This is a genomic window from Nonomuraea sp. NBC_00507 (assembly GCF_036013525.1).
Classification (GTDB): Bacteria; Actinomycetota; Actinomycetes; order Streptosporangiales; family Streptosporangiaceae; genus Nonomuraea.
The window spans coordinates 1,593,224-1,615,617 of record NZ_CP107853.1 but is presented as its reverse complement, the minus strand read 5'-3'; the positions used below and the strand labels follow the sequence as shown (position 1 = coordinate 1,615,617).

Below are 22,394 nucleotides of genomic sequence, written 5' to 3'. Positions count from 1 at the left end.
GGCGGGCCAGGACTTCGAGGTCGATGGCCAGCGCTGGCACCGCCCCGTCCCGGCCAAAGAACGTCGGCTAACGCCTCTGGTATGGGCCGTCGACCCGACCACCGGGAGCCGCCGCGACCTGACCACCGAGGAGGACGAAACCTTCTGGGCCTGGGCCATCATCGAGACCCTCCGCCATACCGGAGGAGTCGCTGGCCATGCCCACCACCAGGCCGCCGCTCCTCCGAAACTACCCGCGCGACGGTGGCCACCAGGCGGGGGCCGAGGCGATGTCCAGCTCACCGTCCAGGGCAGGTCCAGCCGTGCGGGGTCATGTTGGCGTCGTCGGTGGCTGGTAGCTGCACCTGGAACTTGCCGTTGACCAGCATGACAATCAGCGGGGACGGCAGCACCGTGATGCCATCTCCGATGGAGACCGTGGTGGTGGGTGCTGTGAACGTGATCTGCCCTGTGGCGGGGTTTCCTAGCAGGTCAACGAAGTTTCCCCGCAGAGTGCACAGGTTGTAGGACGGGGGCAGCGCCACGTAAGCCTCCAGGTCGTCGGGCGGCCGGCGCGTCTTCGTGAGCGGATCGGTCGTGGGCGGCATGGTGGCGGTGCTGACGTGCTTGCGTCCCGATCCGAGGCCAGAACTACGGAAAGGCCCAAACCCCTGCCGGGTCGGGCCCTGGTTTATGCCGGTATGGGGCTCCTACCAGCCGCCCAAGTGGTGCAGCCGCCGGTAACGCTCCCCGGAGCCCAGCCGCCCGTGCCGCCCGTCGGGGCCACCTTGGCGCCCGCGGCTGGCCGGTACATCGTGGGGGCCGCCCACCCACGGAGGAAGGCGCCCGCCGCCCGTCACCTGTCCTGGCATACCGGGTCTTGTTGTGTTTCGCGGTATCCGTTGGGGAGCGCCGTGGGGGCATGGTAGGTGATTTCGTAGCGTGTCGCTGGGCCGGTGATCCGGAAGGGTTCGTTGTCCGGGCCGCGGAAGTACGCCCGTCGCAGCCGGCCACCGTAGTCATAGACCACTTCGATATCCCACTCATACGACTTGTCCTCGGCTGTCACCGTGAACTCGATGGTCACCCGTTCGCCGCTGGCTAGGTCGATGCTCTTGGGGAGGTAACGCGACGGGTGGCCCTCGGGGCGTTGCACATCGAGGTCAACCTTGATCTGGTATTCGTCAACCTCGCCCTGCGCGGGAACCTGGATGCAGGTGCCCGTGAAAGAGCGACCGGAGGCGATGACTCGTGGCCTCACGTCGATGAGCCGGATGCCGCTGTCGCGCAGGCCTTGAATGATGATGACAACGTTCATCGTGCCGACGCGGGCGCCCTTGTGCCGCTGGAGCAGGCCAAGCAGTTCCATATCATCCGGATTGCGAAGAAGCAGCGCTTGGTCGCTGCCGGACGCCACCTTGTCGGGCAGCGCCAGTCGGTCCCCCACGTTGATCCTGGACGAAGTCCTCGCGTGGAGGGGCGGGCTGCCGGTCATGTCTTTGCCGAAATCGGACCTCCAGAGGAGCACCGCTGCCACGATCACGATTGCGGATCCCAGGCCGAACAGCCATCTTCGCGGATCGGCCAGCAATGGCCGACCCGCGTGCCTACTCAGCTGGATGGAGATGTTCCCGGCCGAGCCGATCTGGATGTTGTGGCCGCCCACCGATGACTCGCGCAGGGACGGGCCCTCGCCTTCGGCCTGGCCGGCCGGGTCCGCCGGCGTCACGGCATGCTCCTGAGGGTTCGGGCCGCAGAGCGGGCCAGCCGTACGGCACGATCGGAATCGCCAGCGCCGTCCATGCGTACAACGGCGTTTCCGACGCGGATCAGCACCGCGTCCACGAGATCAGGGCAGGTGGACATGTCATCGGCCGGGGCGGGGCTACGCACCCGCCGGCCAAAGCAGCCAGAAGTCTCGATCGCGATGAGACCGCCTGCCTCCTCTGACGTCAGCCCCACCCACAACACGCTGACGGAAATTGTGGAGGCGTCCCCTCTGCTGGCGGTGGGGACAAGGTCACAGCCGACAGGAGTGGACAACGCCAGCTCCGGCGGGGCGGGCCGAGGGATCAGGGTGTAGCGCGTGTCCGGGAACTCACTTCTCAACGTCTGCCGGGGAATCAGGGCGCACGCGTCCGGCCACCGGCTCCGGTCCACGCCCCCTCTGGCCACTATGCCGGGTTCGGCCAGAGGCGGGGCGGCAATTCGATACGCGGTGAGCCCGGAGCCCTCGAGTTCATACTCGTCGGCCAGGATTAACCGCTGGTTCACGCCTATCACCACGGATGTGTATGGCAGCGCGACCACAGGTGTCACGATCCCGGTCACCGGATCCACGGTCTCGATGAGGGTGCCGCGGAGCCCGTGGATGAATTCCCTCTTCAGATAGAGTCGTTCTCCGGCGGCGAGGACCTGGAAGCTTTCATCCGGACCACCGCTTACCTGCCTAACCCGCCCCGACCTCCTATCGATCATCTCGCTCACGCGCCAGAACACCGCGTCGTCGACGCGGGAGATGAGCACGTCGTCGGCCGTGACCGCGAAGCCACAGTCGCAGATCCCCTCCGCGACGCGGTCGTAAAGCTGCCGCCCGTCGATGTCGTACACGCTCAACGCGTTGGCGCTCTCCACGCCGATCACTCCATGCTGGACCTCGACGCCCGCCGGTCCCAGGGGAGAGACCATCCGCTCCCACAGCAATCGTCCGGTGGAGACCGCGAGGATGTGCAGCCGAGACCGATCACCGCAGGCCATCAACAGGGCCAGCACCCGGTTATCTGCGGCCCCGTCATCCTCCAGGCGACACCCAGGGGGCAGGCGGGCATCCCAACGACGTGTCCCCCTCGTCGCGTCCAAGGCTCTTACCACGCCCAGCGCGGGGATATGGATCAGCACCTGCCCGCCGCCGGTGGCGAGGTGGGAGAAGTACGGTAGGTGAATGCCCGAGGCCAGGCTCCACAGAAGAGCGCCGGTGCGGCTGTCCAAGCCCAGCAGGGAGACGTGCGGCCTGGTGCCGTCCGTCCTCCTGCCGTATGCGCCCGCCACCACCACGTCACCGGTCCTGGCCAGGTCGATCCCGTTCCCGGAGGGTTGCTCCGACGGCTCGTAGTCGGCGAGGGAAGAGACGTCGAACGTCCACAACGTCCTGCCGGTGAACGCGTCCCTGGCGCCGATATCCATACCCTGGGCAAGGACCACCATGTCGTCCAGGAGCAGGGTCTCGTGTCGGCCGTCGAGGGGCTGTCGCCACAGTTCTGAGCGCATCCCCGTCGGGACGGGCGTCGGCCCGGCGACCCTGGGCTCCTCGACGGGCACGGATAGAAGCGCGACGCAAGCGACGCACAATACTGCAAACCAGACAACCGGCTGGTTGCGACGTGTTGGCACAACCACGGCCGATGGGTCAGCGGCGGTCGATGGTGACGTCACGGGCCTGGCCGATCTGGATGTTGTCCCCGCCGATGAAGCTGCCCGAGACGGTCTGGCCGCCCGCGCTTCCAGCGATCGATGAGGCCAGCATGCGGGCCAGGTCGGCCGCCAGCGCCGAGTCCGCCGTCAACGCCTTCTTGAGCTGGCCCCGGAGCGCAGACTGAAAGTCCTCGTCCTCGGGGAATTCCACGGCGTCACGGATGGCCGCCTCGATCCCGGGGCGGTTCTCCTCGCGCTTGAGCAGGCGTTGGAGGAGCCTCCGACCGAGGCTCACTGACTCGTCCGCCGCCAGGTCCTGCGCTTTGGTCAAGACCGCGCCGCCGTACGCACCGATCGCCGTCATGACGTACGGCATCATCTGGCCGACTAATGCAGGTATGTCCATCGAGTACTCCTCACGCCAGCGTATGGACACTAATTGTCTGCACGGGCAGGTTCGCAGGGCCATGGTCGCGATGGTGTGGAAACGCTGTAAGTCGCGGCGGTAGGTGCGCCGGGATTTCGGCGAGTACGGGCGGGTGATCACGTGCCAGAGGATCGTGCAGGTCGCCGGGGGCAGCCACACCAGCCGCTCGGGAGGATTCCTTCTGAGGGGGACAGGGCGCGGAGGCCGGCGTCCGTGTCCGCTGCGGAGCCGACGCCGCGGTCCGGGTGGAGGCCAGCGCGGCGCCTGCGACGGCGGATGCGACGAGCGCAGCCGACGCAAGGGCTGCGCGCAGCAGCCGAGAGACAACCTCAACGTCGTCGGCGCCGAACTGGCCCACCTTCGGGTGTCGTTCCCGTAGGGGTGACGTCCAGGAGTCGGGCTGTTTCTCGTTCGGTCGCGGGACTGGACCTAAGCCCGAGCTCGTGGAGGCTTTGTCGGAGTAACTCGACCGTACGGCGGGCATCGCCATCACGTCCCAGGCGGAGCTGGATCCGGACGATCTTCAGGTAGTTCTCTTCGACGCCCGGCTCCAGGACGCGGATACGTTCCAAGGCGTCCAAGGCGCGTTCCGGATCGTCGTGTTCGCAAAGGGCTGCCAGGCGGGTGAGGGTGTCTGCCTGTGAACGGGTCAGGGCGTATCGGTGCTCATCGACCCATTCCGCGTCCACGCCGCTCAACAACTCACCGCGGCAGAGCTCCGCGGCTCTGGTCAGGATGGCCAGCCGGCTCTCGTCGTCTCGCGCCGCCTTGAGTTCGTTCAGGGCGGCCTGATAGTCGCGGAGATCGACGCTGATCAGTCGCATGTCGATGCGGTAGACCGCGGTTCTTTTGGTAGTCGACGCGCTGATGAAGGGCGCGGTCTTGGCGCAGGCGTTCTCGTATCTCGTGGCGCTGACCAGTGTTTCCCGAAGGTGGCGCAGGGCATTGTGGAGATCCTTGCCTACTTCGTCGGGCCATAGTGCGGTGGTCAGCTGGGCGTTGGTGGCTCCCTCGGGGTGGAGGGCCAGGTAAGCGAGCACGTTGAGCTGCAACCAGCTCAACTCCAGCGGTTGAGCTCGATCGCGAACCTGGACGAGTGGCGGTCCGAGAATCGAGAGCCGTATCAGCTCCGGTCCTTTCCACACCTTCTGTGCTACCGGGAGTCCTTCCCCGGCGGGTGTTGACCGTGGCTCGGCGAGTTGGCCAAGGTGCTCAACGGCTTCCGCGCTCGTCAGATGGCACAGCTCCACGCCGGTTAAGTCCTCGGCAAGGGGTCCCTCAGCGCTGATCACCTTGAACCCCGGTCCGAGCCGGCAGGTAGTTCCGGGTGGCCACTCGCCAAGGACGATCACGCCGCAGCGGGCCCTGGGATTGGACACCAGCAGCGCTCCGACGCTCGTGTACAGCTCGTTGTCGGGCTCCGTGACCAGCACCACGCTCGGTAACGCTTCGCCGGGATCCCGTTCGGGAATTGCAGCCGGAGCATCCACTTCGCGTTCCAGCATCGTGCGGCGATGCGTGAACAACTTCTCCTGAAATTTCCTGAAGGCTGCTGCAGGCGTCTCAGTGAGGATCAGGCCAGGGAGCGATTCATTGGCGAGGGCTGACTGCGGTCCGTACAAGGACTCGGCGACACCGGTACACATGACCACTTCGGTCCGGGAGGTAGATGCCTGTCGGAGGAGGTCGTTGACCAAGTACCCGGCTACGTCGTGGATGCCGTGCCCGGTGAGCCCAAGGCTCAGGCTCGATAGCGGAGCTCGAACCGGAGTTCCTTCAGGGGTATAACCAAGGATCAGGTGATGGGGGGCGGCCTCAAGACCTACGTTCTGTTGGCTGAGGAAGCCGCGGTCGTTGGGGACAGGCTGGTTGTGCTTTGCGTACGCTTGGCGGCTCTCGCCTCCTGTTGGCTCCGGCCTCGGTTGGGCGGCTGGCTCAGTTGTCGGTGCTGGGCGGCGGCGCGTGCGGCGACGTCGCAGTCTGGAGGCCGCCAACGCGGTGCCGATTCCGGCTAGGTAAGCCAGCGTTACGAGGGAGCCAGAGGGAAGACGGATCATGGTGCCTGCCTGCGAGTCGTCCCCGATGGCAGGTGCCGAGGCTGGGGGAGTGCGCTCCGTGCGGGGCTGGGGGCGATCGCTGGGGGTAGGCGTCACCGTACGACGAGGCTGTTCGGGCTTCTTGGCGAGTGGGAGGCGAAGCTTCCACCCGGGGCGGATCAGGTCGGGATCGGAAAACACGCGACCGTCCACCTGGCGATGGTGAGCGTTGAGTTTCCAGATCTGTGACCATCGGTACGCGCTGCCCAGTTCCTTATCTGCGATCTCCCGCAGGGTGTCACCAGGCCTGACCGTGTAGACGTCGGGTGTCGGGGGGTGGTGTGGCGCGGTCGCCACCACCGTCGATGGCGCCGTTGGTGCCGCCATGGCGGGCGAGGTGCTGAGGGTAGCCGTCGCCGCAGTGATCAGGTAGGCGGCCAGTCGCCGCATTCCAAGGCGGGAGCGTACGGGGGAGAAGCCCCGTATCCGGGCGATGACCTCGGCGAACGTGCTCAGCATGAGCGAGACCCATGCACCCCACGCGAGGTACTTCAACGCGCCGATCAGGAGCGAGCCGTCGTCCCTTCTAGCCAGCGTATCGAGCAGTTGGTCCGGTTCGGGAAGACGGTCGGGTATCGGCGATCCGGCCATGGAGTAGAGCAGCAGCGGCAGTCCTACGATCATGGCGACTAGTGCTACGAGAGCGAACAGACGGCGGAGGAGGATCATCGGTCTGGTGCTTCGAAACCGGTTACGAGATCGGCATTGAAGACACTGTTGGGGCGCGTCCGGCAATAGCCGATCATTACGATCCTGCTCTATCCGCCACATCTCATCCGAAAAGAGCGAGTATAGGTCTCTCACTGGTCATCCTCTCGTGTCCAACAGTGGATCTGGATACGCCCGATGCTCGGGCACGACGATTGCATGACCTGTGACATCGGCGACAACCGGCCGACCAAGAGCGTCGTCGCCCTGCTGCCGATCTAGAACAGATGGGCATGATTTCCTCGGCGACCGAACCCTTCGCCGAGAGGAGTCGTACATCCGGGCGATCCCTTTTTCTCGCGCCGGGAGATAGTCATGACCCATCCGTTGCATACCAGCCGGTCCTCACCGTACGCGTTCCGGAGGGCATCATTTCTCGACCCAAGACCGAAGGCCGTGGTCGACCAGGGCGAGCCCATCGAGCTTCAGAAGCGCCCTGAGCGGTGGTGATGCAAGGCAAGGAGTTGGCTGGCCGTATGTGCGGCGGCTGCTCAGGAGCGCGTGAATGCGGCCATCGGAGAATGTCGACGGACCTGACGGAGGATCCGCGTTGTTGGTGAATGGCCGCCTGTACGAAGTTCTCATGGATTACGAAAGGGCCCTTTATTTATGCAGGTCAACCCGGTGTCACACCTCGTGCAATGGGTGCCCGGCATAAGTGAGGTGATGCCTTGACGGAATCGACATAGCACTATTGCCCTCAGGAAGAGAAAGCTGAATTCCCCGACGGCATTCGGACGTTCAACTCATTTTGGAGCTGGCTATACGATGCTTCCAAAATCGGCCTTAGTTAGCTCCCCGCCTCTTCTCTCGGGAGTACAAATGAATGCGAGGCCCAGCATAAAGCTCTTAACCATGTCAACAACAGCCCTTTTGGCCGTATCAATCGTCGGCTGTTCCGCCGGTAACGGCCAGGTGGACCTCCCAACGTCCCAACCACCAACTGCTCCGCCTCTGACGACGAAGGTCCCGTCCTCCAAGACCTCCGACATCAAGGCCGCGATCGCCGAGGTCTACACGGACTTCTGGCCCGTGTCGGCAGAGGCAGCGAAGGCCCCCGCAGCCCAAGCACGCAAGCTCCTCGCCCCATACGTTGCCGGCGAGTTCCTCGACGAGCAGGTGCAGAAGATCGGCACCTACCAGGCCGAGAATCAGGAGCCGTACGGCCAGCCCACCGTCCACATCATGCGCGTCACGCTGGGCCCCGGGAACACGGCCTCCCTGCACGACTGCCTGGACTTCTCGAAAGCGGGCCTGGCCGACCGGAGAACGCACCAACTCATCCCCGGGACTCTCGGCAGTTCCCGCACGCACGTGGCCGCAGACTTCAAGCGCGGCTCCGACGGTCGTTGGCGTCTGACCTCTGTGATGCAGCTGGAGGAACCATGCAGCCCCGCTTCGTCGCAGCAGTAATCGCCGCCGCGTTCGTCGCCTTTGGTAGTGCTGGTACGGCGACGGCGAGTCCTACGCCATCTCCACGCGCTGAGACAGGCGCCAAAGCGCTGCCGTGGGGATGGGACGTCCGCGCTGGGTTCCGTGACCAGAGACCCGGCAGTCCGGGTCGGCGGCAGGAGCGGCCGGCACAGCCAGCCAGGCCGGGAACCGCCTGCACGCGTACTGAGGTCACCAACACCGCAAATCAACCGGTGCGGGCAGGAGCGGCAAACGGTTCCTGGTTCCGGGTGGAATGCCCTGGACAGGCGCCGCGGGTCGAGTTCGTCCCCACGCCTGACGCGGGGGACGGCGACCAGCAGGCACAGCCTGCCGTCACCCCGGAGCAGCTCGCTCAGCGGGCCATGCGTGAGCTACGGCCTCCGACACCGCAGATCGAGACGGCCCCGCCGCAGGGATCCGATGCACTGGTCGGGCGTCCGGTGTGGTTTTGGGTTGCGCCCTCTCAGCGCCGCCCGATCACGCGCCGTGTCCAGGCTGGCCCAGTGTTCGCGCAGGTCGTCGCTACTCCGCGGGAGATCCGGTTGGAGCCCGGAAATGGCGATCGGCAGCGCTCCTGCGCGAGCCTCGGGACCCCTTTCAACCCTGCTCTTGCGGCCGACGGCCAGAACAGCGATTGCTTCGTCACCTACCCGCGCTCCTCGGCCGGACTCGCGAATCAAGCCTACAAGGTGACCGCTTCGGTGATCTGGTACGCCTCGTGGACCGGATCCGGCGGCACTGGTGGTCAACTCCCGCCGGTCACCGTCACGACCAGCGTCAGCGTGCGTGTCGCTGAGGGCCAGGCCCTGGTCACCGTTCCCACTCCTGGAAAGTGACGCCAGCGATGGCTACGCAATCTCGTCAACGATCCGCCACGCCTGCGCCGCCACGGCTGCCGCGCCAACGCCGCCGCGGCATGATCGCCCTCGCCATCGCGCTGATCGCGCTCGGTGCCCTGCTAGCCGCTTACCTGGTGACCTCGCTGGACACTCGCGCATCCGTGCTGGTGGCGGCCCGCAACATCGCGATTGGCGAGCAACTTGGCCAGGCCGACCTGACCGAGGCCAAGATCTCCGCCGAGCCCGGTATAGCCACGGTTCCCTCGCGCCAGCTGCAGCAGTTGGTGGGCCGCGTCGCGGCGGTCGACCTGCCCAAGGGCAGCCTCCTCGGGCCTGCCTCGGTGACCACTCAGCTGTCGCCGAAGCGCGGCGAGGCACTGGTACCGGTGGCGTTCAAGCCCTCCCAATTGCCCGCCCGCGGGTTGCGTACGGGGGACCGCGTCCAGATGATCGTCGTTCCGGACCCGGCCCGCCCTCCCCAGAACGGCGACGGTCAGGCCGTATCCGACCAAGACCCCAGCCTCACTGACGCTCCCCTGAGCGCGGTCGTCGACCGGGTCGGCGCCTCCAATGCCACCGATGGGCTGGTGGTGGTTGATCTGATCATGGCCGAAAGTGGCGGCCCGCAGATGGCCAAGCAGGCGGCGGCTGGACGCATCGCCCTGGTGCTGACCTCACGGAGGACCAGATGACGCTGTATACGTTGATCTCTCCTGGCGGCTCGCCGGGTGTGACGACGACCGCGCTGGCGGCGACGCTGTGCTGGCCGGTGCCCGTGGTCATGGCCGAGTGTGACCCGGCGGGCGGCGTGGTGCTGTCGGGGATGCTGGCCGGCAGGCCGGACCTGGTGGGGTCGGTGGGGCTGCTTCAGGCGACGGAGATCGTGTGGGAGCAGCTCATCCCGCTCGACGCCGGCGGTCAACGGCGTTTGCTACCCGGCTTGTCCGATCCTGGTCAGGCCGTGCACTTGGACGGCGCGTGGGGCGTGATCCGGGATCTGTTCACGCACGCCCCGTTTGACGTGATCGCCGATATCGGGCGGATCGGCGGCAAGGACACGCCGTATCCACTGCTCACCGAGGCCGCGTTCGTCGTCATGGTGTTGCGTCCGACGTTCCGCTCGATCGCCGCCGCGCGCCCTCGGCTGCATGCGTTGCTGCGCGCGAACGTTCAAGCGCCGGTCGGGTTGTGCCTGGTCGGTGAGGGGCCGTACAACAAGCGCACGGTCAGCAGCGTGTTGGGGCTGCCGGTGCTGGCGGAGATCAGGGAGGATCACACAGCCGCTGGCGTGCTGTCCGATGGACGTCCGGCTCGTCGTGATTTCGGCCGCTCGCCGTTGATGTACGGCGCTGCTCGGCTGGTCAAGCAGATGAGGCAACCCGTCTTGGAGGGGAGCCCGGCATGAGGGCCGATACGGGGGGATGGCCGAGCCGCGGCAAGCATCATGCCGAGCAAGTGTGGGCCCAGAAGCCGCACCGCACCACGCTCCCGGACGGACTGGGCTACCGAGCCGAGCCCCACACGATGGACGACGATGCCTTTCGCGCTGCGGTCAGCCGGATCAGCGGTCAGCTGTCGGAGCAGCTGAACGAGGCCATCGACCGCGACGAGGCGATGCGGCTCATCCAGGCCGGGGTAAGCCGGTGGGCGCAGGACCAGGTCGTGCTGGGCCTCGCCGCGCCGTCGGTGAGCGAGCAACAGCGGCTGGTCAAGGCGGTGGTGGACGAACGGTTCGGGCTCGGCGTGCTCACCGACTACTTGGCCGACGAAAACGTGGAGAATATCGACGTCAACGGCTGTGATCAGATTTGGATCACCTACGCCGACGGCTCCAAAGTCGCCGGCCCGCCCATCGCGAACTCCGACGAAGAGCTCATCGAGAAGATCCGGCTGTGGGCAATTCACGGTGGCATGACCGCCCGCGAGTTCTCCGCCTCCTCACCCTTGTTGAACAGCACGCTCGGCGACAACATCCGCGTCAGCGCGGTGATGTCGGTCAGCACGAGACCGCACCTGTCGCTGCGCAGGCACGGCCTAAAAGACGTCACCCTCACCCAGCTGCGCCACCTCGGCTCCATCGACCACAGGCTCCAATCGTTCCTCGCCGCTGCCGTGCGGGCGCGCAAGAACATCGTGGTCACCGGCGGCGTGAATGCCGGCAAGACCACGATGCTGCGTGCGCTGGCCGCCGAGATCCCGCCCGACGAGCGGATCGCCACCCTGGAAAGCGAGTACGAGCTGTACTTCCACCAGCTTCCCGACCGACACCGCGACGTCGTGCCGCTGGAGTCTCGCGCAGCCAACAGCGAGGGGCATGGCGCGATCACCTTGATGGATCTCATCCCCCAGTCGCTGCGGATGAACATCATGCGGGTGGTTGTGGGCGAGGTCCGCTCGACCGAGATCATTCCCATGCTGGAGGCGATGAACATGGGGCAGGAAGGCTCGCTGACCACCATCCACGCCAACAGTCCTCAGGAGATCTTCAATCGGATCCTCATCCTGGCCCTGCGTGGTGGTCTATCCATGCCGCCGGAGACCGTCCACCTGCTGACTGGGATGGCGCTGGACTTCGTCGTGCACATGCGCCGTGATCGGCGCACCAATCAGCGCTATGTCTCCGAGGTCATGGAGGTGATGGAGCCAGCTGACACGATCCTGCCTGCTCACAATCTCATCTACCGTCCCGGACCTGACGGGCGCGCCGTGCCGGCGACGACGCCGCAGTGCCTGGGCGAGCTGATCGCGGCCGGGTTCGACGCCAGCGCGCTGGAGATGTGGCCGCCCGTCTATCAACTTCCGGCAGGTCGGTCATGACCGCGCTGCTGGCCGCACTCGCCGGTGCCGCCTTGATCGGCGGCCTGGTCGCGCTGGTCGTGGGGGTGGTAGGCCGGACGCCGCGCCCCGGTCTACCACCCTCGCCCCTGGCCGAGCGGCTTCGCCGGTTGGCTGCCCCGCACCTGCGGCGACGCCTGTTGATCGCGGCAGGGATGGGAGTCATAGTGCTTGCCTTGACCCGTTGGCCCGTGGCCGGGATCGGCGCGGGTATCGGCACGATGACCTTGCCTGCGCTGCTGTCGGGCCGCAGCTCTCGTGCGGTGATCGACCGGATGGACGCGCTGGAGCGGTGGACCCGCCGGTTGTCTGACGTCCTGGCCGCGGGGCGTGGCCTGGAACACGCGCTGATGAGCGGCACCCGCAACGCCCCCGATCCCATCGCCGCCGAGGTACGAGCTCTCGGGCGGCGGGTGGAAATGCGCGTAGAGCTGGGCGAGGCGCTCCGCCTGTTCGCCGACGATCTCAACGACCCGATCGGCGACCGGATCGCCGCAGCGTTGATCCTTGCCGCCGAACGCCGTGGCCAGGGCCTTCGCCAGGTGCTGACGGGGCTGGCCGGCATGGTCGCCACCGAGGTCGCCAATCGCCGACAGATCGAAGCCGAACGCGCTCAGTGCCGCACCACCGTCCGCTGGATCACCGTGTTCCTGATCGCCTTCACCGGCTTTGCCGTGCTGTCTCGCGACTACGTCGCCCCCTACTCCACGCTGGTCGGCCAGCTGGTGCTCGCGGCGGTGCTCGCTATGTACGCGGCAGGGCTGCGATGGATTCACCGCCTGGGCGCCACCAACACCTTGTCCGGCCGGTTCCTCTCCGACGGGAATCCCGAAGGGAAGAGGGAGGGTCGGTGAATCCAGCCGTCATCTTGGCCGGGGCGCTCGCGGGGCTGGGCGTGGCGCTGCTGGCGCGCGAGATGTTGCCCGCGCCGCCGCGCCTGGATGCCGCACTTGCCCAATTGGACGACATCACCGATCGGATCAGCGGACTTCCCCGCCCGCAAACCGACGGTGAAGAGCGCACGAAGCTGGCGCGCTGGCTGACAACTCAGCTTGCAGGCCGGATCCCGGTGCCCACCCGAGACCTGGACCTGCTGAGGCGCACCCCCGGTTACTTCCTGTCGCAGAAGCTGCTCTGCCTGCTGGTAGGGCTGGCCATCCCGCAACTGCTCGGCTTGATTGTCTTCCTCTTGATCCCCGACCTGTCCTGGACGTTCCCTGCAGTGGGCAGCCTGCTGTTCGGACTCGCGTTGTCGTTCGCGCCTGATTACGTCGTCCGTGCCGAGGCTGCACGGCGGCGCAAGCAGTTTCGCCACGCCATCGCGGCCTACCTGGACCTGGTCACCCTCGAACGCGCTGCCGGCGCCGCGCCTAATCAGGCGCTGGAAAGCGCCGCCCGTCTCTCCCAGGGATGGGCATTCACCCGCATCGCCAGTGTCCTGGACCAGGCACGTCGCGCCCAGACACCGCCCTGGAACGGGCTGGCACGCCTGGCCGACCAGATCGGCGTCCCGGAACTGGCCGACCTGGCCGACATCGCCGAGCTCGCCGGCAACGAGGGCGCCCGGATCCTCGACACTCTCACCGCCAAGGCCGAATCCATGCGCGCCGCCGCCCTCAGCGAGGCCCGTGCCCACGCCAACTCCCGCACCACCACCATGGTCATCCCCATCGCCCTGCTCGGTAGCGCCTTCCTGCTGCTGCTCGCCTTCCCCGTCGCGTTCCGCCTGATCGCCCCTTAGATCCCGACAAGAGAGGAAACAACGATGAACCACCAGTACTGGACCACCGTGGTCGCGTTGCTGAAGGACCGGCTGGCCAAGGCCCGCAGCCATTCCGACAAGGGCAACGTCACGCTGGAGCAGATCGTCTGGGCCGCGCTGATCTTCGGCGCCGCCACCGCCGCGATCGCCATCATCATCGCCGCGATCGAGCGATTCTCCAGCCAAATCCAGTAACGGCCATGTCCGCCACACGACCGCTCCCGTGCGAGCGTGAGCGCGGGAGCGTCACCCTCCAAATGGTCATCATGTTCCCGGCGGTGCTGCTGGTCCTCGCCCTTGTGACGCAAGCATGCCTGTGGTTCCTAGCCCGCGACGCTGCGCTGTCCTCAGCCCAGGAGGGAGTCCGCGCGGCGCGCACCCATCAGGCCAGCCCCTCGGCGGCCCGCGAGGCCGCGCTCGCCTTCGCCCGCACCACCGGACAAGGCTTCCTGAACCAACCCACCGCCACGGTCAACGCCACAGCCACCGACATCGAGGTTCGCGTGGAGGGCAGCGTGCCGTCCTTCGTACCGACGCTGCGCTTGTCCATCTCGCAGACCGCGCGAGGCGCACGAGAGCAGTTCACCACCCCACAGGAGCGGCCATGACCAGCCATCGGGAACGTGGAAACGCAACTCTCGAAGCCGTGATGCTCGCTCCCGCGCTCGTCGCGATCCTCGCCCTCGCCATCGCGGCCGGCCGGGTGGGTCTCGCGCACAGCGCGGTGGAAGCGGCGGCGCGTGATGCCGCTCGCCAAGCCTCCATCGCCCGCGACCCCGCCCAGGCGCAGGCCGCGGCCACCGCCAGCGCCACCGACACGCTGGTCCAGCAAGGACTGGACTGTTCACCGACAGTGCAGGTAGACGCCTCCGGCCTGTCGCGCGCCATCGGCACCAACGCGACCGTGAACGCCGACGTCACCTGTGACGTCGCGCTCAGTGGCCTCCTGCTACCCGGCATGCCGGGCACGGTGACCGTCACCGCAACCTTTGCCTCGCCCGTCGATCCATTCCGGGGCACTCCATGAGACGCAGCCGCTATCGCGAAACGGGCCAGCGGGGATCGATCACGCTCGCTGCGGTGATCTTCATGATCGCCTTGACCGCGCTGGTCGGGCTGGTGATCGATGGCGGCGCCAAGTTCCGCACCGCTCGACAGGCCACCGCCATAGCCGAGGAGGCCGCACGCGCCGCCGCCGGCCAGGTCGACGTCGGTGCCGCGCTGGCAGGCCGCACCCGAGACAACGGATTCACCGTGGACCAGGCTACGGCGATCCGCGCCGCACAGAACTACCTCACCACGGCCGGACAACGCGGCACCGTCCGGGCGGTCTCGCCCACCGCGATCGAGGTCACCGTGCGGATCCAGGCACCCACGCTGTTCCTGTCTGCGTTCGGGGTGACCTCCCTGGAGGTGTCCGGCACCGCGCGGGCGCAGTTGGTATCCGGGGTGGAAGAAGGGAATCGGCCGTGAGGATCGTACGCGGCCTGGCCGCTCTGGTGATTCTGCTGGTGCTCCTGATCGGGATACCGATCGCGCTGCATGTGGTGGCGGGGCCGCCATGGCCGGCGCACCTGCCCAGTCTGCCCGCGTTGATCGAGCGGCTGCTGGCGCGCGACGACGGCAGTCTGCTCCTGCTCGTCGTCCGGCTGATGGGCTGGGGAGGCTGGGCCTGTTTTGCCCTGGCCACCGTACTGGAGACTTTCGCCCGGATGACCGGACGGCGGACGCCGGGCGTGCCCGGCCTGGCGGGCGTGCAGCGGCTGGTAGCCAACCTGGTGACCGCGGTGGTGCTCATCGGCAGTTCCTCCACCACAGCACTCGCCGCCACCCCTGCACCTGCGGCAGTCGTCGTCCACGTGCATGACGATCCGGTGACGGTGGACGCACAGCCGTCCAGTCCTCTGCCGGTCGAGATGCCGGTCGCGTTCGGGACCGGCGCGCTCGTCGGCGGCGCGTTCGTCACCTTGGCGCACCTGCGCCACAAGCAACGCCAGCACCGGCGTCCCGGCCAGCGCATTCCACTGCCCACCGACCCGACCGTGCAACGCCTGGAACGTGATCTGCGCCGCATCAGCATCCCGGCCACCCGAGCGGACGCCCGCCTGGCCGCAGCGCTGAACGCCCTGTCCGAATCGCAGGGCAGGCACGCGGCTCCAACACAGATCACCGGGATCCACCTCACCCAGGACACCCTCGACGTCCTCACCGACCCCACCGCCGACCTGCGCGCAGCGTTCACCCACATCGGCGAGGGACGCTGGCGATTCCACGATCACCCCGCCAATGCTGTGCCGACACAACGACGGGCGGCAGCGCCACCCCTGGTGACGGCTGGATTCACCGACGACGGCGGACGACTGCTAGTCCAGGTCAGCGGCGTCATCACCTGCCACGGCCACGCCGAAAGCATCGCCGCCTACCTTCGCGGGGTCGCCATCGAGGCGACCACCAGCACCTGGGCGCCCTGGGCCCGCATCATCCTCATCGGCCTGCCCGAGATTTCCAGTTACATCCGCCCGACCCTGAGCTGCACCACCGTTCACGACGCCCTGGACCTACTGGCCGAGGGCAACGCCCTCGAGCCCACGCTGCTCATCAGCGTTCACGCAGCCGCCGACGACCAACTGGAGCAACTCCGCCGCCTTCTTCGCGACCGACCAAGCGCCGCGCTCCTGCCAGCCGATGTACCCAGCGGAGCGTTGCCCCACTTGGTCTTCGACACCACAGCCCGCCCATCCACCATGCACATCCGCCCCGATGGTCCGGCGGTCCGACCACCGATGCTTCCCGCCGAGACGTTCCATGACATTTCCATGCTTCTGGGCATCGCCACCCGCGTCGACGACGTCGAACCCGACACCCCGCCGTACACCGAAAACCACACCTCACCCCCACCGGAGCACGGCCACACCACCATCGACGTGCGCATCCTCGGGCCGTTCACCATCGTCGGCACGCGAGAACCCCTGCAGCCAAAACAGGCCGAACTCGTTCTCGTCCTGACCCTGCACGAACCCCACGGCTTGCTCAACCATCAACTCGGCACCTACCTCGGCCCCGACGAAGACACCCCCAAACCACCCGACAGCGTCCGCCAGTACATCACCCGCACCCGCCGCCGCCTCGGGCCCGCCCACGACGGGCAAGAACACATCCTCCATACCGGAAACGGCCTGTATCGCCTACACGAGGTCACCTTGGACTGGGCCGAGTTCCAGCAACTCGCCGAAGCCGCCGACCGGGACAAACTCCGCACCGCCCTGGGTCTGGTACGCGGCCCTGCCCTGGCCGGGTGCGACTACTGGTGGCTGGAGACCGCGCTGCTGGAATCCATCCGCGCCGCCATCGTCGACACCGCCGCCGAACTTGCCGACCTCGAACTCATCGCCGACGACCCCGCAGCCGCCGCCCGGGCCGCCCGAAACGGACTGGCCGCCGACCCTTCCGCCGAACAACTGTGGCGGGCGCTGCTACGCGCCGAACACGCCGCAGGCAACCTCGCCGCCGTCCACGCCGCCTGGCAGCAATGCCTACGCCACATAGAAGAGGTCAGCCTCGACGGCCAGCCGCACCCTGAGACCACCAAGCTGTATCACCAACTCACCAGCCGGCGCGTCGACGCCATGCGTGCATAAGTTCTCACCGACGAAGCCATGCTGTCCATGGCCCTGCACCTACACGACCAGGGGATAAGCCCCGCAATATCGCCTCCCGCCTAGCCATGCCACAGGCAAGTCGCGAAGGGCAGCATCCCTAGCAGCGACTCTTGGATTCCTGCGCATACTGCGCGAGAACACGACGCCAGGACCGTCATCGACACGGCCGTCGCGGCAACCGGTGGCCTCTCACCGTTCTCCGCGCCTGACCAGGGCAGACAGACAAGGCCACGGAGGCGTTTCATGCCGGCACGAAGTGAGTGGATCAAGCACTGGGCGTATGAGGTGGTCAAAGTCGCCCGCCTGCCCGTCCCCAATGAGATCCGGGATCCGGCCTGCATGATCGGTCCGAAGCTCTGGATACGGCGCCGGATCCGCCGCCTGGCTCCCTGGCTCGTCCCCCGCCAGAATCCCCGCGGCTGCTGCTGGCACCATCAGGTGAACTGGCGTCACGCCGCGGCAGTCGCGGTCCGAGCGTCGAGTTGTGGAGCGGATCAACCCTGTGTCGCGATTTCCGTCGCGGTGGCTGATTACCGATTCCTTACCGAATCCGAGCACTGAGCGTCGGCGCTTCTATGGTGACCTTGCTCACTCCTCACGTCCAAGAGAAGGGGATCACCGTGTTACGTAGCGTGCTAAGTGCTGTCGCGGCGGCGATCGTGGTTGGTGGGCTTGGGCTGACCGGGTCGGCCGGCGCCGCCACGACGCCTGGCGGCGTCTCGGCCTGGGGTAGCGGCGGCTACGGTGAGCTCGGCGACGGGTCCACCTCGGAACGGCTCCTGGCGGCTCCGGTTCCGGGGCTGATCGACGTCGTCGCGGTCGACTCCGGGCGCGGCCATGTGATCGCGCTTAAGTCCGACGGTACGGTCGTGACCTGGGGCAGCAACGGATTCGGCCAGCTCGGCGACGGCACCCGCACCAACCGCGGCACGCCGGCGCCGGTCCCCGGGGTCTCCGGCGTGGTGGCGGTCGCGGCCGGCAGCGACCACAGCCTCGCGGTGCGTTCGGACGGCACCGTGCTGGCCTGGGGCTGGAACGGCTCCGGCGAGCTCGGCGACGGCACGAACGTCACCGTGCAGACCTCCCCGGTCCGGGTGCAGGGCCTGACCAACGCCAAGGCGGTGTCCGCCAACAACCGGCACAGCCTCGCGGTCACCGCGAACGGCACGGTCATGGCCTGGGGATCCAACAACGGCGGGCAACTCGGCAGCAGCGACACCACCGAGGTACGCCGGGTCCCGGCGCCGGTCAGGGGCCTGACGAACGTCACCGGCGTGGCCGCCGGCAGCGAGTTCAGCATGGCGCTGCACGCCGACGGGACGGTCAGCGCGTGGGGCCGGAATAAGTCCGGTCAGCTGGGCGACGGCACCAACACCACCCGCTCCGACCCGAGGCCGGTCACCGGGCTGACGAACGCCGTCGATATCGCCGCTGGCGGCGCCCACGGCCTGGCGGTCCTGGCCGACGGCAGCGCGCGAGCGTGGGGGTTCAACCGGTACGGCCAACTGGGCGACGGCACGACCACCGACCAGAACTTGCCCGTGCGGGTCCGCGGACTGTCCGCCGTGGTCGACATCAACGCCAGCCTCAACCACAGCATCGCGGCCACCACACAGGGTTTTGCGCTGGCCTGGGGGCTGAACCATCACGGCCAGCTCGGCAACGGCACGTTCGCCAACAGCAGCACGCCCGTGCTGGTAGTTGGCCTGTCCGGGGTGCAAGCGGTCGCGGCGGGATCGGCGCTGAGCGCGTTCAGCATCGCTTTGACGACCACCGAGTGACTCGGCCCGTCGGCTGGCCCCGAGGCAAGCGCCTGCGGGGGGGGCAGCTGCAGCCCGTCCGGGAGGTGTGCTCAGGCGCCCGAGTGCTTCGAGGGGTCGCCGACTCGAATCGCCGCCAGGGTGGGCCATCACCGAACGGACGGTGCAGACCATCGTCGCCGACCTACGCCGGGCGGGCCATCTGACCCGCGAGCGCATCGACCGGCGCAATCGCTACAGCCTCAACCTCGAACTGCACCTGCGTCATCCCGCCGAGGCCGGGATACCCGTGGGCCTGCTGATTGCCCTCTTCACCTGCACCGCCAGGTCGATTGATCGCCACTCCTGCTTGCAGGCGACATGCTCGACCTGCTCATCGTCGAACCCTCCGTACGCGGCCTCGTTCGCTCGCGTACAAGATCACCGAATCGGCGAGGCCGTGCGCTCACCCAGACTTGAGGAATCGATCTCGGTGATGGGTGCAATCAGCGCCGCCTGTCATCCGTCCGTAGGGGTAGCAAGATGACAAGACGAGGTCGTAAGGAGCAGCGTCATGGCTGCTGAACCTCTATTCGGCCGGCTGATCCGCGGCGTCATAGGCGGCGTAGTGTCTGGAATGATCTTCGCCGGGGTGACCATGTGGTTCGCCTCGACCCAGCCGCCCGGCAAGGCCGAGATGCCCCTACACATGATCGCCAGTATCGTGCAAGGGGGCAAGGAAGCGATCATGGCCGGTCAGACCAGCATCGGGGTCGGCCTGGCTGTGCACCTAGTGCTGTCGGCGGCCTTCGGCATCGTGTTCGCGCTGATCGCGCCGCTGCTGCGCAGCAACGGCACCGCCGCCCTGGTCGGCACCGTGTACGGCGCGCTGCTGTACGTGGTCAACTTCCTCGTGCTCTCACCGCTGCTGTTCCCAGTCTTCCAGGACGCCAACCAGCCGTTCGAGCTGTTCGCCCACGTGGTGTTCGGCACGGTGCTGGCGTTCTTCTTCTACGGATCCGGCGTACGCCGCGGCGAGGGCTTCCTGTCCATCGGCCCGCCCGAGCGTGCTCCGGCCCGCCCGCTGAGGTAAGCCCGCTGGCATGAGGCCGGTGACATGAGCGGCGGGCAGGAGCGGTTCCTGCGAGCGACCATGCCCGCGGCGGATGTGGTCTTCAACCTGGCCCGCAGGCTGACGCCGTCGGCAGCCGATGCCGAGGACCTGGTGCAGGAGACCTACGCCCGGGCGTGGGCGGCCTGGATCGACGGTCGTCGCCCCCGCCGCGCCGCCCCGTGGCTGGCCACCATTTGCCTCAACCTGGGCCGCGACCGGCTGCGCCGCCGCGCCACCCACGCGGAGGTGCCGTTGCCGCCCGGCTTCGACCCGCCCGGGCGGGTCGACGTGGCAGGCGAGGCGATCACCCACTGTGTGATCGAGGCGGCCCTGCACCGCCTGCCCGAGGAGCAGCGCATCGCGGTGATCTTGATGGATCTGTGCGGGTTTACCGCGGCCGAGGCCGCGGCCATCACCGGGTCGCCGCGCGGCACCGTCCTAACCCGGGTCCATCGCGGGCGCAAGAAGCTGGCCCAAACCGTAGCGGAGGTGAAGCACGGTGCGCCACGATCCTGAGCGAGACGCCGCCGCCTACCTGGCCGGCGAGCTCCACGCGCTGCGCCGCCTGCGGTTCGAGCGGCACCTGCTGGAGTGCCGAGACTGCTGGGCCGAGGCCACCACCGCGCGGCAGGGGCGGATGCTGGCCGAATCCCTGCGCGAGGTGGCACCGCCATCCACCCGCGAGCGTATCCGGGACGTGGCGGAGCTGGCCGAGGAGCCGCAGCGACGGCGCTGGCCGCAGTTGCTGCTCGCCGCCGCGGTGGCGGTGGTGATCGCCGTCGCGCTGGCGGTGGCGCCGAGGTTGACCCAGACGCAGCCGGCCCCGCTCGTGGCCGCCGCTGACCTGCAGCGCGCGGATGCGCTGATCGTCGGTCAGGAGCCGGGCCCGCCGTTGATGCGCATCGGTGCCTACGTCTGGCGGGGTACGGCCCAGGAGGAGTTGGGCGAGATGGCGGCGACCGTCTACAGCTACGCCGCGCCCGACGGCCGCCGCGTCCTGGTGATCGCCTCCACCCGCCCGTTCCCCCGCGCGGCAGGCGCCCGCGATCTGAAGCCGGCGCCGAGCTGGCTGGCCGAGGTCGAGGGCACGTCCATGCTGTGCGCGGACAAGGACGGCACCTCCTGGCTGGCCGTCGCCGCCGACCAGGTCACCGCGCTGACCGCGGGACGGGCGCTCGGGCTGACGTGAGCCGGGTGATGGCCATGCCCTTGACCTGGCGAGAACGCCGCATCCTGGCCGAGATCGAGGACGCGCTGACACGCGAGGATCCTCAGCTGGCCGAGCGCTCGACGGCGATCTGCAACATCGAGTCCAGTGCCGGGCCTTCGCACGGCCGCTCCTGGCCTCGCATCGAACTCCGGGTCTTGCTGCCGGTGCTGGTCGCGCTCGGCGTCATCGCCCTTCTCCTCATGACCGTACTCGTTCCCGGCTAGAGCCGAGCGGCTATGGCCTGTCCGGTCTGAACTGGTCGTTGATTCCCGACTTTGGTGTGGCGCGGCGAGGCGGGCGGCGTATTTGCAGGCTCTGAACGAGGAGTTCAGCCGCCCGCCGCCCGCAGCGGAAGCGAGTTCGCGTGGTAGCGGAGTTCGGCCGCGGTCTCGCTGTCGCCGCATGGCGCGATTTGCCGCCGCGGGCAAGAGAGCAGCCGTCGTCCTCCGTCGTCACGACGATCGGTGCGGTGAGGACGCCCTTCACTTTTGATCACACAGGAACGTGTCGTCACATGGCCTGATGCCAAGGCATTCCCCCGGGCAGGACGGCTCGTCGCACTCCTGCTCGCGGCCGTCGACGGGCTTCACGGCGTACGAAGCCCGTCGACGGCCGCGCGAATGCCCAGTTCATTGCCATGTCACACCCCGTGCAATGGACGCCTGGCTGACTGGCTCCACAACGACCCCTCTCCCAGAGAAAGCCTGCTTCGGCGGGCCAGACCGCGAGAGACGTCCACGACATCCCTGCCAACGAACAGGAGCCAACTCATGACCGCCAACCGCATCCGCCTCATCGCCGGAATCGCCGCCGCGTCCCTCCTCGCGCTCTCACCGGCCGTCGCCGCCGCACCCCAGCCATGGACCGACGCCTACACCGGAGTCGGACAGGTCAACATCGGCCCCGACCGCAAGACCATCTTCCTCTGCGACGACGCCACCGATACCGAGGAAGTAGCCATCCGATACGAGGTGTCCTACGACCGTCTCTTCCGCCGGATCGGCTTCCTCAAGATCGGCCCCAGGAAGGGCTGCATCGACGACACGCTCTGGCTCGGCACCGTCACCGCCGCCGCCTTCTGCCACGGCATCTTCCTGCTGCCGAACGGATACAACGACTGCCGCGAGCTCACAAAAATCTAGATCCACTAGCAGAGCAGACTCCCCGCTCCACCTACACGC

Annotated in this window: 24 protein-coding genes; 19 read left to right on the top strand and 5 right to left on the bottom strand. The window is 67.6% G+C overall.

The annotated features are described in order from the left end of the window. Positions 1-278 precede the first annotated feature (278 nt). The 5 genes from OHA25_RS08240 to OHA25_RS08220 form a co-directional block, all read right to left on the bottom strand. Positions 279-587: a hypothetical protein gene (locus tag OHA25_RS08240; RefSeq protein WP_327586986.1), complete on the bottom strand. Its 309-nt coding sequence runs from the start codon at positions 585-587 to the stop codon at positions 279-281. Positions 588-835: 248 nt separating this feature from the next. Then, a complete protein-coding gene (locus tag OHA25_RS08235; protein ID WP_327586985.1) occupies positions 836-1,708 on the bottom strand; it encodes a hypothetical protein in 873 nt (290 codons plus the stop codon). Beyond that, the gene (locus OHA25_RS08230) at positions 1,705-3,297 is read right to left on the bottom strand and encodes an outer membrane protein assembly factor BamB family protein (protein WP_327586984.1); all 1,593 of its coding nucleotides are present in this window, start codon (positions 3,295-3,297) and stop codon (positions 1,705-1,707) included. The genes OHA25_RS08235 and OHA25_RS08230 overlap by 4 nt, the downstream gene beginning before the upstream one ends. Before the next feature lie 88 nt (positions 3,298-3,385). Continuing rightward, a complete protein-coding gene (locus OHA25_RS08225; RefSeq protein WP_327586983.1) occupies positions 3,386-3,796 on the bottom strand; it encodes a hypothetical protein in 411 nt (136 codons plus the stop codon). A 350-nt stretch (positions 3,797-4,146) separates the two neighbouring features. Then, positions 4,147-6,537: a BTAD domain-containing putative transcriptional regulator gene (locus OHA25_RS08220; RefSeq protein ID WP_327586982.1), complete on the bottom strand. Its 2,391-nt coding sequence runs from the start codon at positions 6,535-6,537 to the stop codon at positions 4,147-4,149. 999 nt (positions 6,538-7,536) lie between these two features. Between OHA25_RS08220 and OHA25_RS08215 the strand changes: the two genes are divergently transcribed. The 19 genes from OHA25_RS08215 to OHA25_RS08125 all read left to right on the top strand — a co-directional run bounded on the left by OHA25_RS08215 (position 7,537) and on the right by OHA25_RS08125 (position 22,355). Beyond that, the gene (locus OHA25_RS08215) at positions 7,537-8,034 is read left to right on the top strand and encodes a hypothetical protein (protein WP_327586981.1); all 498 of its coding nucleotides are present in this window, start codon (positions 7,537-7,539) and stop codon (positions 8,032-8,034) included. 524 nt (positions 8,035-8,558) lie between these two features. Continuing rightward, positions 8,559-8,891, top strand: coding sequence for a hypothetical protein (locus tag OHA25_RS08210; protein WP_327586980.1), 333 nt, complete (start codon positions 8,559-8,561; stop codon positions 8,889-8,891). Between the two features lie 80 nt (positions 8,892-8,971). After that, positions 8,972-9,586 (top strand): SAF domain-containing protein, encoded by a 615-nt coding sequence (locus OHA25_RS08205; protein WP_327586979.1) that lies wholly within the window; start codon positions 8,972-8,974, stop codon positions 9,584-9,586. Positions 9,587-9,624: 38 nt separating this feature from the next. After that, entirely contained in the window at positions 9,625-10,299 is a 675-nt protein-coding gene (locus tag OHA25_RS08200) for a hypothetical protein (protein WP_327586978.1), read from the top strand. 257 nt (positions 10,300-10,556) lie between these two features. After that, positions 10,557-11,711 (top strand): CpaF family protein, encoded by a 1,155-nt coding sequence (locus OHA25_RS08195; RefSeq protein ID WP_327586977.1) that lies wholly within the window; start codon positions 10,557-10,559, stop codon positions 11,709-11,711. Continuing rightward, on the top strand, positions 11,708-12,583 hold the full coding sequence (locus OHA25_RS08190; protein ID WP_327586976.1) for a type II secretion system F family protein: 876 nt from the start codon (positions 11,708-11,710) through the stop codon (positions 12,581-12,583). The genes OHA25_RS08195 and OHA25_RS08190 overlap by 4 nt, the downstream gene beginning before the upstream one ends. Next, positions 12,580-13,470: a type II secretion system F family protein gene (locus OHA25_RS08185; protein WP_327586975.1), complete on the top strand. Its 891-nt coding sequence runs from the start codon at positions 12,580-12,582 to the stop codon at positions 13,468-13,470. Before OHA25_RS08190 ends, OHA25_RS08185 begins: the two co-directional genes overlap by 4 nt. A 24-nt stretch (positions 13,471-13,494) precedes the next feature. Continuing rightward, positions 13,495-13,686: a hypothetical protein gene (locus OHA25_RS08180; RefSeq protein ID WP_327586974.1), complete on the top strand. Its 192-nt coding sequence runs from the start codon at positions 13,495-13,497 to the stop codon at positions 13,684-13,686. A gap of 5 nt (positions 13,687-13,691) precedes the next feature. Further along, positions 13,692-14,099, top strand: a complete 408-nt coding sequence (locus OHA25_RS08175; RefSeq protein ID WP_327586973.1) for a TadE/TadG family type IV pilus assembly protein — start codon at positions 13,692-13,694, stop codon at positions 14,097-14,099. Beyond that, positions 14,096-14,518, top strand: a complete 423-nt coding sequence (locus tag OHA25_RS08170; protein WP_327586972.1) for a TadE/TadG family type IV pilus assembly protein — start codon at positions 14,096-14,098, stop codon at positions 14,516-14,518. The genes OHA25_RS08175 and OHA25_RS08170 overlap by 4 nt, the downstream gene beginning before the upstream one ends. Then, on the top strand, positions 14,515-14,964 hold the full coding sequence (locus OHA25_RS08165) for a pilus assembly protein TadG-related protein (RefSeq protein ID WP_327586971.1): 450 nt from the start codon (positions 14,515-14,517) through the stop codon (positions 14,962-14,964). The genes OHA25_RS08170 and OHA25_RS08165 overlap by 4 nt, the downstream gene beginning before the upstream one ends. After that, positions 14,961-17,129 (top strand): BTAD domain-containing putative transcriptional regulator, encoded by a 2,169-nt coding sequence (locus OHA25_RS08160; RefSeq protein WP_327586970.1) that lies wholly within the window; start codon positions 14,961-14,963, stop codon positions 17,127-17,129. The genes OHA25_RS08165 and OHA25_RS08160 overlap by 4 nt, the downstream gene beginning before the upstream one ends. 641 nt (positions 17,130-17,770) lie before the next feature. Then, positions 17,771-18,931, top strand: coding sequence for an RCC1 domain-containing protein (locus OHA25_RS08155; protein ID WP_327586969.1), 1,161 nt, complete (start codon positions 17,771-17,773; stop codon positions 18,929-18,931). Between the two features lie 142 nt (positions 18,932-19,073). Further along, a complete protein-coding gene (locus tag OHA25_RS08150) occupies positions 19,074-19,436 on the top strand; it encodes a hypothetical protein (RefSeq protein ID WP_327586968.1) in 363 nt (120 codons plus the stop codon). 27 nt (positions 19,437-19,463) lie between these two features. After that, positions 19,464-19,982: a hypothetical protein gene (locus OHA25_RS08145; protein WP_327586967.1), complete on the top strand. Its 519-nt coding sequence runs from the start codon at positions 19,464-19,466 to the stop codon at positions 19,980-19,982. 24 nt (positions 19,983-20,006) lie between these two features. Beyond that, a complete protein-coding gene (locus OHA25_RS08140) occupies positions 20,007-20,519 on the top strand; it encodes an RNA polymerase sigma factor (protein WP_327586966.1) in 513 nt (170 codons plus the stop codon). Further along, on the top strand, positions 20,503-21,192 hold the full coding sequence (locus OHA25_RS08135; protein WP_327586965.1) for a zf-HC2 domain-containing protein: 690 nt from the start codon (positions 20,503-20,505) through the stop codon (positions 21,190-21,192). Before OHA25_RS08140 ends, OHA25_RS08135 begins: the two co-directional genes overlap by 17 nt. Positions 21,193-21,206: 14 nt before the next feature. After that, positions 21,207-21,437: a DUF3040 domain-containing protein gene (locus OHA25_RS08130; protein WP_327586964.1), complete on the top strand. Its 231-nt coding sequence runs from the start codon at positions 21,207-21,209 to the stop codon at positions 21,435-21,437. A 546-nt stretch (positions 21,438-21,983) separates the two neighbouring features. Continuing rightward, complete coding sequence (locus OHA25_RS08125) at positions 21,984-22,355, top strand: hypothetical protein (protein ID WP_327586963.1); 372 nt, start codon at positions 21,984-21,986, stop codon at positions 22,353-22,355. The last annotated feature ends 39 nt before the right edge of the window (positions 22,356-22,394 follow it).